We start from the raw sequence: 13,487 nt of genomic DNA on the forward strand, positions 1-13,487 counted from the left end.
AGAGGAGATCGCGAAGATGCTGCAAGACCGCCGCAAGCGATAACTGGCGTGCTGATTTTTCGAATGTAAACTGCACTGAAAGACTTGTCGTAGTTACACCAGCAGATAGGCTTTAATTGCTCTTGGAGCAATGACATGCGAAGAATTCTTTCATACATCACAGTCGCCGTTTTGATGGTTATTTTTTGCTGTAGCTGCGGCAAGTTGCCCCCGGCCAAGCTTATCAGCGATATCTATTGTGGCAGCAATGACACCTTAGTGGCGCTGGGGCTGCACGGTAGGGGATTCGCTCCATCGAGCTTCGCGTTTTTTTCAGAAGACCGCGGAGCAACGTGGCAGCAAGCCGCGTTCACCCCTGTCCCGAGTAACATGCTGCTTTCGCTTAGACCATTCCCCTGCGGCAACGTTCCTGCCCTGTGTGCGGGGGGGTACACCAGCGTTCCTGAAGGCAGCCGGTGGTGGTGCTCTAAGGATGGCGGCCGCACTTGGGACGAAACGCAGCGTAAAGCGCCTTTCGTCAACCCCAGGGGCAGCTACAGCATAATTCCGGATGTAGCGGTTGCTGGCGAGATGGGGACGCTGGTCGCCGCCGAAGCAGGCCCCGAGGGGCTTTACCTGTTGCGGTCGACGGATTGCGGCACCCAATGGGAACAGCGGCTTCTTTTGCCGGATGTCCGGTTCGCCTCGCCGATCGTATCAGATGGCATGGGACACTTGGCCTTCTTCGGCCATGCCAAGGATCATCTTTTCGGAGAGCAACCTAAGGCCAGGGTGTACTGGTCGGCTGATGCCGGGGCTAACTGGCAGGAAGCCGTTTCTCCCGATGGATTCTTTCTGCAGTCGATGAGACTGTACCGATCCCCCGCCGGCTCGCTGGTGGCTTACAACAGCCAAGACAGGAATTACGGGCAAACCGTAGTCTTCCATTCGGTCGACGACGGAGCGAGCTGGAAATGGTCGCGCGGCCTCGACTGCTTTGGCCGCATCATCTCTATCGCAGCGGACTCCAGAGGCCGGGTCGTCGCCATGACAAGATTTGGCAATATCCTCATCTCCGATGACGGCGGCGGCACATGGCGCGACAACGGTGTTCCAAGCTATGCCTCCGCCGACTTTAATTACGATCCCACGCCGATGATCTTCACGGATGAGGGGGTAGTGATCACGGCCGTCGACAACAGTATCATTCGATCCACCGATCGGGGAGAGACTTGGTCGATAGCGGCCCTCTTTACCGACCCCAAGGAACGGATCAGCGCGCTCTGTGCTAATGGAGAGGGATTGGTTGTGGCAGCCGCCGGAATGAGTTTCGCACGTTCGACGGACTGGGGCGCCACTTGGCAAGCCGGGGAAATGCGTTAGCGCTTCTGGTGTGGGCTAACAGCTTGATCATTCCCGTCCCAACTACCCTTCAGCACTTTTACGGCTAAGCGTCCTGCGAAAGAAAAAGGGGACAGGCACCTGCGGAGCCAGTCCCCTTTTCTGTCGGATGGCGACCGTCGGATCTACATCTGCATCCGCTCTTCCGCCTTGGTCCACTCGATGTTCTGGAAGAAGGAGTTGATGTAATCGGCGCGCTTCAGCCCGTAGTCGGTCATGAAGGCGTGCTCGAAGACGTCCATGACGAGGATGGGGACGCAGCCGGCGGGATGGCCGGTGTCGTGTTCGTTGATCCAGAAGTTCAATAGCCTGCCGTTGGTCACGTCTTGATACAGGATCGCCCAGCCGATGCCACGCATCGCACCGACCGATTTGAAGTCCTGCACCCACTCATCGAAACTGCCGAAGTCCTGGTGCAACCGCGCGGCCAGCCTGCCGTCCTGGTTGATGGGAGTGTTCCCGCCCAGGTTCTCAAAGTAGAGCTCGTGCAGCCTCATGCCGTTGAACTCCCAGCCGAAACGCCGCTTCATCTCTGCAAACATCGGATCGGTTCCCTTGCCTTCCTTGCGCAGCTGGATGAGCTGCTCGTCCAGCGTGTTGCTGTTTTTGACGTACCCCTGGTACAGCGTGAAGTGGTTGTTGAGGAGCGCCTCGCTAAACCCGGGCATGCCTATCAGTTCCGAGAAGTCCTTCGCCGTGAACGCCGCCATATTAAGTCTCCTTTTGTTGGATTTACCGGCCAGCAAAAACACGGCCCAATTGTATAGGAACGATTAGCCCTGTCAAATCCTCCGACGCATCTGTTGCAGCGAACCTCGGTTCTGACGAGTCGACCGGTTGACGTCTTGCGATAACCTCGAAAGCAAGAATGTTCGGTGAGGGGAAGGTAATTTTTGTTGACCCTCTGTTGCAGGATGTTTAAAGTGCTGGTTTGGCCGCAGGATTGAGAAAATGATGCAACCATTTCATCTTTCTTGCACATTTAGCATTTACCGTACTGGGCAGTTGACCTCGAAGCCGAGGCTCAGATGCTATTGCAGGGATAATGATCATGAATGAGGTGGATCAGTGAAAAGAATCATAGGCGCCGTCATAATTCTTTCCGTTCTGGTAACGGCCGGTTTCTTCTACTTCAAACAGCCTCCCAAGGTCGAGTACAAGACGCAAAAGGTCGAGCGGGGCGCCATCGCCTCATCCGTCTCGGCGACGGGCACACTGAACGCCGTGGTCACCGTCCAGGTCGGCACCCAGGTTTCCGGCACCATCGCGAAGCTTTACGTCGACTTCAACTCCCAGGTGAAAAAGGGGCAGCCGATCGCCCAGATCGACCCGGCGCTCTTCAATTCGGCGGTCCAGCAGGCGCGTGGCAACGCGCTTAACGCCGAGGCCAACCTCGCCAAAGCGCGCGTCACCGTGACCGATACCAAGCGGACCATGGCGCGCAATAAGGAGCTTCTGAAGGAAGGGATCGTTGCACAGAGCGACATGGACTCCGCACAGACCGCGTATGATGCGGCGGTCGCCGGCGTCAGGGCCGCGGAAGCCGCGGTGCTGCAGACCCGTGGGGCCTTGAAGCAGGCTGAAACGAACCTGAACTACTCGACGATCAGGTCGCCTGTGGACGGCATCGTCGTGTCGAGAAACGTCGACGTCGGCCAGACCGTCGCCGCGTCCTTCCAGACGCCGACCCTTTTCACCATCGCGCAGGACCTGACCAAGATGCAGATCGACACGAGCGTCGACGAGTCCGACATCAGCAAACTGAAGGTGGGGCAGAAGGCTACCTTTACCGTGGACGCCTATTCGGACCAGCAGTTTGAAGGGACGGTGGTGCAGATCCGCAACGCCCCGGTGGTGACGCAGAACGTCGTCACCTATGTGACCGTGATCGCCGTCGACAACAAGGACCTAAAGTTGAAGCCCGGCATGACCGCCAACGTTTCCATCGAGACGGAGAGAAAGGACAACCTGCTCAAGGTACCGGCTGCCGCGCTACGCTTCAAGCCGAAATCAGGCAAGGATAAGGCCGCCAAAGGGAAGACCGGGCCGGGAAGCATGACCGGTACGGGCGGCGGTTCCGGTGCGGGCACCGGCCCCGGAGGAAAACCCGGTGGGAAGGACCGCGGGCAGACCGTTTACCTGCTCAAGGAAGGTAAGGCTGTTCCTGTATCCATAACCACCGGCATATCGGATGGCGGCATGGTCGAGGTGGTGAGCGGGAACCTGAAGGAAGGGGATGACGTCATCATCGAGCAGGTCGGCCAGGACAAGAAGAAGAACGGCATGCCGATGGGGCCGAGGTTCTAAATGGACGAAGTGGTTCGGCTAAACGACGTAGTGAAGATATACACGATGGGGGAGGAGCGCGTCGAGGCGATGAAGGGGGTCTCCTTCACCGTTAACCGTGGCGAGTTCGTCTCCATCATGGGGGCCTCCGGGAGCGGCAAGTCCACCTGCATGAACATCCTTGGGTGCCTCGATGTTCCCACCAGCGGGAGCTACCTGCTGGACGGCGTGAACGTCGGGGAGCTCTCGGCCGACGCGCTTGCCGAGGTGCGCAACAAGAAGCTCGGTTTCGTCTTCCAGGGATTCAACCTGCTGGCCCGGACTACGGCGCGCCAGAACGTCGAATTGCCCCTTGTTTACGCCCAGATCCCTGCGGCGGAGCGCAAGGCCCGCGCCCTCGAGGCACTGGAGAAGGTGGGGCTCGCAAGCCGCGAAGGGCATTACTCGAACCAGCTCTCCGGCGGACAGCAGCAGCGCGTGGCCATCGCCCGCGCCCTGGTCAACCGCCCGTCGATCATACTGGCCGACGAGCCGACCGGCAACCTCGACTCCAGGACCACCATCGAGATCATGGCCATTTTCCAGGAGCTGAACCGGCAGGGGATCACCATCATCATGGTGACGCACGAGCCCGACGTGGCCGAGTTCACCAGCCGGCACATCATCTTCCGTGACGGCCTGATCATTTCCGATGAACAGTTCCAGGCGAAAACCGCTGTCCCGCCTGCCGAGGTGGATAAACGATGACGACCTTGTGGCAAAGCCTCCTCATAGCCCTGCGCGCGCTGCGGGTGAACAAGATGCGTGCGCTGCTCACCATGCTGGGGATCATCATCGGCATCGGTGCGGTGATCGCCATGGTCGCCATCGGCTCCGGCGCGAGCAAGATGATCTCCGACCAGATATCCAGCATCGGCTCGAACCTCCTATTGGTGCTGCCCGGTTCGGTGACGAGCGGCGGCATGCGTTCCGGTGCCGGCGGCACCCAGACGCTCACCTACGACGATGCCCGCGCCATAAAGGCGGAATGCCCGTCGGTCGGCGCAGTCGCTCCAAGCGTGCGCGGCTCGGGCCAGGTGGTGTACGGCAACCAGAACTGGTCCACCGTGCTCTTCGGGGTCACCCCGGACATGGTGCATGTGCGCGACTGGACCATCGTGGCCGGACGAAACATCACCCAATCCGACGTGGACGGCGCTACCAAGAACTGCTTGATCGGACAGACCGTCGTTGATAATCTCTTCGGCGGCACGGACCCCATGGGGAAGATCATCAGGATCAAGAAGATTCCCTTCACCGTGGTCGGAATTCTCGGCCGCAAGGGGCAATCCCCCCAGGGGCAGGACCAGGACGACGTGATCTACGTTCCGCTCAGGACCGCACAGAGGAAACTTTTAGGCAGCCAGTTCCCCAACGTGGTCGGCTCGATCATGGTGCAGGCTAAGGACGCCGACGTGCTCGACAAGGCGGAGGACGAGGTTACCGAGCTCCTGAACCAGCGCCACCGCATCGGCCCGAACCGCGAGGTGGACTACACGATCAGGAACCTCTCCGAGCTCCTCGCCGTCACCGAGCAGTCCTCGAAGGTGATGTCGATCCTGCTGGGGGCCGTGGCATCCATTTCGCTCGTGGTTGGTGGGATCGGCATCATGAACATCATGCTGGTCTCCGTCACCGAGAGGACCAGGGAGATCGGCATCCGCATCGCCATCGGCGCCAAAAAACGCGACATCATGCTGCAGTTTCTGACCGAAGCGGTGCTTCTGACCACCTGCGGCGGGATCATCGGCATGCTGCTCGGCGTAGCGGGAGCGCGTATCGTGGCGAGCCTCATCGGGTGGCCCACCCTGATTTCAGTCAACACCATCATCATCGCCTTCGGCTTCTCGGCCGGGGTGGGGGTCTTCTTCGGTTTCTATCCGGCGCGCAAGGCCGCGTCGCTGAACCCGATCGATGCCCTGAGATACGAGTAATCCCGCAACAATGCTGATCGAAAGGATCGCACCTATGAAGAGAACCAGAAATACCGCGGTTGCCTGTGCCCTCACTCTCGTGCTCGGTACAGCAGTCACCGCCTCGGCACAGCCCACCGTCAGCCTCAAACTGCAGGACGCCATCACCATGGCTTTCGAGAAGAACCTCGACCTCAAGGTGGAGCTCTACAACCCGGCGATGGCTGAGGCAGATACCCGGCGCAACCTCGGCATCTACGACCCGCTGCTCACGCTCGGTGCCAACTACCAGCGCTCGAACAGCACCAACACCCTGACCTTCAGGCCGCAGGCGATCGACCAGGTGACGGCTAACGCAGGGGTGAGCCAGCTGCTTCCGACCGGCACCCTCCTCGGCGCGACGGTAACGAGCGGCTGGGTGAACAACTCCACGCGTTACTACTCGACCGCGCTCGACCTGACCCTGCAGCAACCGCTGCTCAAAGGGTTTGGTCGCGAGAACACCGAGCTTGCCATCAACGTTTCGCGCTTCACGAAGTCGGAGACCCTGAACGCATTCAGGACCCGTCTGAGCGATACCATCGTCCAGGTGCGCAACGACTATTTCAAGCTGTACAACCTGCGCGAGATCCTCGAGGTGCGCAAGACCTCGCTCGCGCTCGCGCAGCGCATCCTCCAGGACGACCGGGGGAGGGTGAAGGCGGGTGTCCTGCCGGCCTACGAACTGTTGAACTCGGAGTTCCAGGTGGCGACCCGTGAGAAGGAGGTCATCGACGCGGAGCGCGCGGTGCGCGACCAGATGGACGTGTTGCGCGTCGAGCTGCAGCTTCCCGAGGGCAGCGAGATCGTGCTCGCCGACGAGCCGTTCCGCAGCGATTACACGGTCGCCGAGGACCAGGCCCTTGCCCGCGCCATGGCGAGCCGCCCGGAGCTTGCGACCCAACGCGACGTCATCAGGATCAACGATCTGCAGCAGCGCGTGGCGAAAAACCAGACGCTGCCCGATTTGACCCTGAACGCGACGGTCGGGACCGGCGGCTTCGACCGCGGTTTCATGAGCGGACTGGAGAAGACCGCGACCATCGATGAGCCTACCTGGGGAGTCGGCGTGCAGTTCACGTATCCACTGGGTAACCGCGCCGCGACAAACGACTACATCAGGAAGAAGCTCGCCCTGGAGCAGTCCCGGACCCAGCTGGAGAACCTTGAGTCGGGTGTGAACCGCGATGTGAAGGCAGCGATACGACTCGTTGCCGCAAACTTCAAACAGCTCGAGGTGACCGCGCGGGGCAAGGCGTACGCCGAGGACCGGCTGCGTGCCTTCCAGAAACGCCACGATGTCGGCCTTGCCACTACAAAAGACGTGTTCGACGTGGAAAACGACCTCGTGGCCGCGAAGGGGAGCCAGATCCAGGCGCTGGTTGATTACAACAACGCGATCACGCAACTGTGGCGGGTGACCGGGGAAATCCTAGAGCGTGAAGGGGTGCAGGTCAGCGAAACCCAGGCCGATCCGCTCTACGAAAAGATGAAATAGCAAATGCGTCCGGAATGGATTGCCTCCCGGCTGAAGCACGCTAGAATTTGGCGGGTGCTAATGCAGGCCGGGAGGCGTCTATGCAAAGGATGCGCTACGAGCATGTTCACCAGATCAAGTTCACTGCAGTCGGGGCTCGGACCATCGGCGATTTGATCCGCAACTTCGAGGAGAACCTCCAACTCTTTAAAAGGTGGGAAGAGAAGGGGATCCAGCTCGATCCTCACGGTGTAGGGAGCAACTACGCCATCTTCTTCACCTATGACGAGAAGGTTGCCCAGGAAGAAAACTTCGAACGGATACGGACGGAGTCGGGAAACCCTCTGCCGAGACGCTGATAGTTGTTGAGCCGCCGGTTAAACTTTCACTTCCAAGATACGTCCTACCTGTGCGATACTTTGCCGTCACCATCACCGCTATAGCGTTTAAGGCAAAGGAAACATGTCACATCTGCACCGCTTCTCCCGTACGGAACTCCTCATTGGACCTGCTGGACTCAACACCCTCAAAAATGCAACCGTCGCCATCTTCGGACTGGGCGGGGTAGGGAGCTACGCCGCCGAAGCCCTCGTGCGTGCCGGCGTCGGGCGCCTGGTCATCGTTGACTTCGACGAGATCTGCCTCACCAACGTGAACCGGCAGCTCCACGCCATGGACGGCACCGTCGGCAAGGCCAAGGCCATGGTCATGGCGGAAAGGATGCGCCTGATCAACCCGCAGGCGGAGATCGTCCCGTACCAGGACTTCTATTCCGCAGAGAACAGCGAGTTCCTGCTGGGTGACGGCTACGATTACGTGGTCGACGCCATCGACCATATCACCAGCAAGCTGCACCTGATCCGCACCTGCCGCGAGAGGAACATTCCGATCATCTCCAGCATGGGGGCGGCGGCCAAACTCGACCCGACCAAGATCGGGGTCGCCGACATCTCACAGACGCACAAGTGCCGCATGGCGCGCTCGGTACGGAAACTGTTGAAGAAGCAGGGGATCGAGAACGGCGTGAAGGTGGTCTTCTCGACGGAGGAATACCGCGAGCAGGTGGGAAAGGACGGTGGCTGCAAGGGGAACTGCATCTGCCCAAACAAGGATGACCAGAAGTTTTCCTGCGAGCACCGGCGGGTGATCCTTGGGAGTGTCTCCTTTATTCCTTCCATCTTCGGGCTTACTATGGCGGGGGTTGTAGTGAATGATTTACTGGAGGCGGGGAAGGAGTAGGTTGTTGGCTGGATGGGCTTTTAGTTGCTGATTGACTGGTCCAGCTAAGGCAAATCCCCCCTGTCCCCCCTTCGCAAAGGGGGGGACGTCAAGGCTCGTGCAGCACTTCGTGGATGCTGTCACCGCTCGTTTCTCGGAATTGTCACAAACACCTTGGAATTTACTCGCTCTTGCGGAGGTAGTGGTCGCGCATGCGCAGGGCGTTTTGGGCGGCGTAGCCGCAGCGGCAGTTGTTGAACATGATGAAGGTCGTTCGGGACGTCTCGCTCAGACGCAGGGCGTGACGGGCGATCTCTTCGAGTTCGGCTTCGGGGTACAGGTACTCGTCGGTGGGAGCTCCGCCGTGCCAGGAGTCCCCGTTTCTGCCGTGCAGCCTCAGATAGGCGATGCCGGTGGTGGCTTCGGGATGGAAAGGGGCGGTGGTGAGGTTGCCGTACTGGGGCTCATCGCAGGTAATGTAGGTTATCTTGTGCTCCCGGAGAAAGGCGAAGACCTGGTCGCGGTGGTGCGTGGTGAACCAACTGCCATGTCTGAACTCCACTGCGATAGGTATCCCGGTCATCAGTTCCCTGCAGTAGCCCAGGTAGGCGAGATTCGCCTTGCTGAAGCCAAACCACGGTGGGAACTGGAAGATGACGAACCCCATCTTGCGAGCTTCCCTAAGCGGAACCAAGGCTTCGAGCATTGCCTGGGCCACCCCCTTCAACAATTCAGGCTCGGAAAGGTGCAGTTCCTCCTTCTCCTGGTCGGCTGCAGGCAGCATCCGTCGCAAATGTGCGGGGAGTCTTCTGGGGTCGATGTTGTGGCCGGTCAGTGCGCCGAATACTTTGGCATGAAAGAGAAAGTTCGGCGGGGTGCGGCTGACCCACGCGTGGGCCATCTCGATGGTGGGGATCTGGTAGTAGGAGCTTTCGATTTCAACGGTGTCGAAGCGGTGGGAGTAGTACTTTAGTCGAGCCTTGGGCGTCCCGGCCCCGTGCGGGTAGAAGGCGCCGCTTTCGATGAGACTGCTTTCCGTCCAGGAACAGGTGCCGATGCGGATTCTGCCTGGCGCCATTGGAGCCTCCGCTGGTCTCTTTCTCAGATAGATGGTGCGACACGCTCACCTTTGCCCTTCGCCGACTGCGCCCCCGTTCCCTCTCCCTCTGGGAAGAGGGTGCCTGGAAGGCGGGTGAGGGTGTTGCCTTGATTGACGACATTGCCGATTGCGAAGCCCTCACCCCCGCCCCCTCTCCCGGCGGGCGAGGGGAGTAAAGGAAGGCAGATGGACCGATCTTCGAAGAACCGTCTCACCCCTCACATGCTGCCGCACTTCGCGGGGGACATCCTTTTTGATCGCATTGCCCGCGCGGTGTGCCGGGCGGGGTGCCTGCCGCGCAAGGAGCTTTACGAGGCATGGGAGGTGGCGAGAAGGGTGCACCGGCGCTTCCGTGGCGGCCGGGTCGTGGACCTCGCCGCGGGACATGGGTTGCTGGCGCAGGTGCTGCTGATCCTCGATCGCGATATATCGGCTGCGGTTGCCGTCGACCTTCGCATTCCGGAGAGCGCGGCGCGCCTGGCCGCCGAGGTGGCCTCCGACTGGCCGGCTGCTGCCGCCCGCTTTCAAATCCTGCAGCAGGATCTCAACGAAGTAGACCTGAGCCCCAGCGACCTGGTCGTTTCGGCCCACGCCTGCGGCGCTCTGACCGATCTGGTGCTGCGACGTGCCGTCGCTGCCCGCTGCCGAGTCGCGGTGCTACCGTGCTGTCACGACCTGCTGACTTGCGATGACGGCAGCCTGAAGGGGTGGCTCGACGGACCACTTGCCATCGACGTCACTCGTGCGGCCTGGCTCCGCTCACAGGGCTACCGGGTCTACACCCAGACCATCCCCGGTGACATCACCCCGAAAAACCGCCTGCTCATCGGAGAGCCAATCTAGAGGACGATGACGTTCAGGATGTAGCTCACGATGGAGAGTACCAGGCTGAACAGCAGCGCCCACCCGAAGCCGTGCACCGTGAAACCGCTCACCAACGCGCTTGTCAGCATGATGAGCAAGGCGTTGATGACGAAAGTTAGCAGCCCCAGAGTGAGGATATTCAAGGGGAGGGTGAGCAGCATCAGTACCGGCTTGATGAAGGTATTGATAAGCCCCAGAACCAGTGCCGTGATGAGTGCTGCACCGAAGCCGGTAAGGCTAACGCCCGGCAGAAGATAGGCGGTGATGACAATCGCTACGCCGTTTAACAACCACTTGATGATGAGTCCCACGTCGAACCTCCTTTAATCCTTCCCGAAGACCCGCAAATTATACCTGATTCTCTGCGAGCACAAGCTGAACATTGATTGAAGGAAGTCATCTCTGCCACCTGGCCCCGGTTGCGCGGTAGGCAAAGGCAAATCCCCCCTGGCCCCCCTTCGCAAAGGGGGGGACGTTAGGCCACCTGTGGTGCCCATGAGCAACTGCACCAAGTTGTTATTTCACCTTCGGGTTTGAGCATGTCAAAACGATGTTAATTATGACAGTAAACATGCCTTCTTTAGTATGTCATAAATCTTTTTAACATGGTTCAAAGAACGACTCTGCTGGCATCTAACTCATCATAAATACTTATTTTAGCGATTAACACGCTCCTATAAAGCAGTTGACAGCGCGGCCAATACTCTAGTATATTTCGCCGACTCTCACATTAATAAAGAGGACCGTCTATCTATGAAGGAAATACTTTCCGGCAACGAAGCCATTGCCAGAGGTGCTTATGAGGCAGGGGTGAAAGTCGCCTGCGCTTACCCGGGCACCCCTTCCACCGAGATACTTGAAAACACCGTCCGCTACAAGGAGATCGACTCTTCTTGGGCCACCAACGAGAAGGTCGCTCTCGAGGTCGGCATTGGCGCTTCTTTCGTTGGGGCCAGGTCTTTGGTCACCATGAAACACGTCGGCGTCAATGTCGCTGCCGACCCCCTGTTCACGCTCTCTTACACCGGCGTTAACGGCGGCTTGGTGCTTGTCTGCGCAGACGACCCTGAACTGCATTCCTCCCAGGACGAGCAGGACAGCCGCAACTACGCCAAGTTCGTTAAAATCCCGATGCTGGAGCCTTCCGATTCCCAGGAGTGCCTCGACTTCACCAGACTCGCCTACGAGATCTCCGAGAAGTACGACACCCCGGTGATGCTGAGAACCACCACCCGCATCTCGCACAGTAAGTCAGTGGTTACCTTTGGCGAGCGCGTCGCCGCCGTCAAGGAGCCGAAGCTCGAAAGGAACCCGGCCAAGTTCGTCATGCTTCCGGGGAACGCCCGCGGCCGTCATTACGTGGTCGAGGATCGCACCCTGCAGCTTTCCAAGGACGGCGTCTCTCTCCCCATCAACCGCGTCGAGATGCGCGGCACGAAGATGGGGGTGATCACCGCCGGGATCAGCTACCAGCACGTGCGCGAGGCGCTTCCCGAGGCTTCCGTACTGAAGCTCGGCATGGTGCACCCGCTTCCCTTCGACCTTATCCGCGAGTTCGCTGCGAAGGTCGACAAGCTCTACGTGGTCGAGGAACTGGACCCGTTCATCGAGGAGCAGGTGAAGGCGATCGGCATCCCGGTCACCGGCAAGGAGATCATCCCGATCTGCGGCGAGCTCACCCCCGGCCGGGTCAGAAAGGCGTTCGGTCTCCCCGAGAACGCGCCTAGCACCGTCGAGAAACTTCCCGGACGCCCTCCCAACATGTGTCCGGGCTGCCCGCACCGCGGCGTTTTCTACACCTTGAAGCAACTAAACGCCTACGTCTCCGGCGACATCGGCTGCTACACACTGGGCTTCATGCCGCCTCTCTCCGCTATGGATACCTGCGTATGCATGGGTGCCTCCATCGGCATGGCGACGGGTGCTGCCAAGGTGCTCTCCCCCGAGGAGAGGAAGAAGGTGGTTGCCGTGATCGGCGATTCGACCTTCCTGCACACCGGCATCAACGGCCTCATGGACATGGTCTACAACAAAGGGGCCGCGACGGTGATCATCCTGGACAACAGGATCACCGCCATGACCGGGCGCCAGGAAAACCCCGGCTCCGGCCACACCCTGATGAACGATCCCACCAACGAGGTGAACTTCGAACTGTTGTGCAAGGCGATCGGCGTGAAGAACGTGCGCACCATCAACCCTCTCGACCTGGACGAGTGCCGTACCGCCATCGCCGAAGAGATGGAGCGCCCCGAGACCTCGGTGATCATCACTGACAAGCCCTGCGTCCTCATCAAGAGGGAAGGGGTGTTCAAACCGGGCGCGCCGCTGCAGGTCGTCGACGACGCCTGCGCTGGTTGCCGCGCCTGTTTGAAGATCGGTTGCCCCGCCATCGAGTGGATCCCGTCGAGCGGTAAGAAGGGTAAGGCACACATCGATCCGCTTCTGTGCAACGGATGCGACGTCTGCAGCCAGTTGTGCAAGTTCTCTGCGATCAAGGAGGCAAAATGAGCGACAAGGTAACCAATATCGTCCTGGTGGGCGTTGGTGGCCAGGGCATCCTGCTCGCCGCCGAGATCCTTTCCGAGACTTTCATGCTTGCGGGCTTCGACGTCAAGAAGAGCGAGATCCACGGCATGTCCCAGCGCGGCGGCTCCGTCGTGTCGCATGTGCGTTACGGCAAGGAGGTCTTCTCCCCGATGGTGCCGGAAGGGGACGGCGACATCCTCTTCGGCTTCGAGCTCATGGAGAGCTACCGTCACCTTTCCCTTTTGAAGCCGGGCGGCACCGTGGTGGTGAACGATCTCTGCATCGCGCCGCCCTCCGTGCTGATCGGGCAGGATGAGTACCCGGCCGGCATGGCACTCAAGATCCAGGAGGTCTGCCCGGACTGCCTGCTCGTCGACGGCCAGAATCTCGCCATCCAGGCGGGCAACGCGCGCGCCGCGAACACCGTGCTGCTGGGTGCCGTATCGAAGCGTCTCGACATCGAGGAGAAGTACTGGATCGAGGCGATCGAGAAGATGGTTCCGAAAAAGGCGCTCGAGGTGAACTTGAAGGCGTTCCAGATGGGGCGCGGGCTTAAGTAGGTCAAAAGTCACAGGCCTCAACGCAAAGACGCCAAGGCGCAAAGACGCGAAGGTAAGACTGGTATAAACCTGAAGCCTTAAGCCAT

13 protein-coding genes are annotated in these 13,487 nt (G+C 59.8%); 10 read left to right on the forward strand and 3 right to left on the reverse strand.

The features are described 5' to 3' along the window. The first annotated feature begins 135 nt into the window (after nt 1–135). Nucleotides 136–1,362: a sialidase family protein gene (locus tag E4633_RS09040; RefSeq protein ID WP_135869919.1), complete on the forward strand. Its 1,227-nt coding sequence runs from the start codon at nt 136–138 to the stop codon at nt 1,360–1,362. A 143-nt stretch (nt 1,363–1,505) separates the two neighbouring features. On the opposite strand, the gene E4633_RS09045 is transcribed toward E4633_RS09040, so the two are convergent. Next, entirely contained in the window at nt 1,506–2,090 is a 585-nt protein-coding gene (locus E4633_RS09045; RefSeq protein ID WP_135869920.1) for a superoxide dismutase, read from the reverse strand. 358 nt (nt 2,091–2,448) lie between these two features. Between E4633_RS09045 and E4633_RS09050 the strand changes: the two genes are divergently transcribed. From E4633_RS09050 to E4633_RS09075, 6 genes are all read left to right on the forward strand, one after another. Further along, nucleotides 2,449–3,687, forward strand: coding sequence for an efflux RND transporter periplasmic adaptor subunit (locus E4633_RS09050; protein ID WP_135869921.1), 1,239 nt, complete (start codon nt 2,449–2,451; stop codon nt 3,685–3,687). Next, nucleotides 3,688–4,413, forward strand: a complete 726-nt coding sequence (locus tag E4633_RS09055) for an ABC transporter ATP-binding protein (protein WP_135869922.1) — start codon at nt 3,688–3,690, stop codon at nt 4,411–4,413. Next, the gene (locus E4633_RS09060; protein ID WP_135869923.1) at nt 4,410–5,639 is read left to right on the forward strand and encodes an ABC transporter permease; all 1,230 of its coding nucleotides are present in this window, start codon (nt 4,410–4,412) and stop codon (nt 5,637–5,639) included. The genes E4633_RS09055 and E4633_RS09060 overlap by 4 nt, the downstream gene beginning before the upstream one ends. Before the next feature lie 34 nt (nt 5,640–5,673). Then, nucleotides 5,674–7,155 (forward strand): TolC family protein, encoded by a 1,482-nt coding sequence (locus E4633_RS09065; RefSeq protein WP_135869924.1) that lies wholly within the window; start codon nt 5,674–5,676, stop codon nt 7,153–7,155. An 80-nt stretch (nt 7,156–7,235) separates the two neighbouring features. Beyond that, entirely contained in the window at nt 7,236–7,493 is a 258-nt protein-coding gene (locus E4633_RS09070) for a hypothetical protein (protein ID WP_135869925.1), read from the forward strand. Nucleotides 7,494–7,596: 103 nt separating this feature from the next. Then, complete coding sequence (locus tag E4633_RS09075; RefSeq protein WP_135869926.1) at nt 7,597–8,373, forward strand: tRNA threonylcarbamoyladenosine dehydratase; 777 nt, start codon at nt 7,597–7,599, stop codon at nt 8,371–8,373. Between the two features lie 160 nt (nt 8,374–8,533). On the opposite strand, the gene E4633_RS09080 is transcribed toward E4633_RS09075, so the two are convergent. Next, complete coding sequence (locus tag E4633_RS09080; RefSeq protein ID WP_135869927.1) at nt 8,534–9,430, reverse strand: DUF72 domain-containing protein; 897 nt, start codon at nt 9,428–9,430, stop codon at nt 8,534–8,536. 207 nt (nt 9,431–9,637) lie between these two features. Here E4633_RS09080 and E4633_RS09085 point away from each other — a divergent pair, with 207 nt between their 5' ends. After that, nucleotides 9,638–10,294, forward strand: a complete 657-nt coding sequence (locus E4633_RS09085) for a methyltransferase (RefSeq protein WP_135869928.1) — start codon at nt 9,638–9,640, stop codon at nt 10,292–10,294. Here the strand turns inward: E4633_RS09085 and E4633_RS09090 are convergent. Next, nucleotides 10,291–10,626 carry a phage holin family protein gene (locus E4633_RS09090; RefSeq protein ID WP_135869929.1) on the reverse strand — a complete coding sequence of 112 codons (336 nt, stop codon included), beginning with the start codon at nt 10,624–10,626 and terminating at the stop codon, nt 10,291–10,293. The genes E4633_RS09085 and E4633_RS09090 overlap by 4 nt on opposite strands. Nucleotides 10,627–11,068: 442 nt before the next feature. Between E4633_RS09090 and iorA the strand changes: the two genes are divergently transcribed. Beyond that, complete coding sequence (gene iorA, locus E4633_RS09095) at nt 11,069–12,823, forward strand: indolepyruvate ferredoxin oxidoreductase subunit alpha (protein WP_135869930.1); 1,755 nt, start codon at nt 11,069–11,071, stop codon at nt 12,821–12,823. After that, nucleotides 12,820–13,401 carry an indolepyruvate oxidoreductase subunit beta gene (locus E4633_RS09100; RefSeq protein WP_135869931.1) on the forward strand — a complete coding sequence of 194 codons (582 nt, stop codon included), beginning with the start codon at nt 12,820–12,822 and terminating at the stop codon, nt 13,399–13,401. The genes iorA and E4633_RS09100 overlap by 4 nt, the downstream gene beginning before the upstream one ends. Nucleotides 13,402–13,487 lie beyond the last annotated feature (86 nt).

It is taken from the genome of Geomonas terrae (assembly GCF_004791675.1).
Classification (GTDB): Bacteria; Desulfobacterota; Desulfuromonadia; order Geobacterales; family Geobacteraceae; genus Geomonas; species Geomonas edaphica.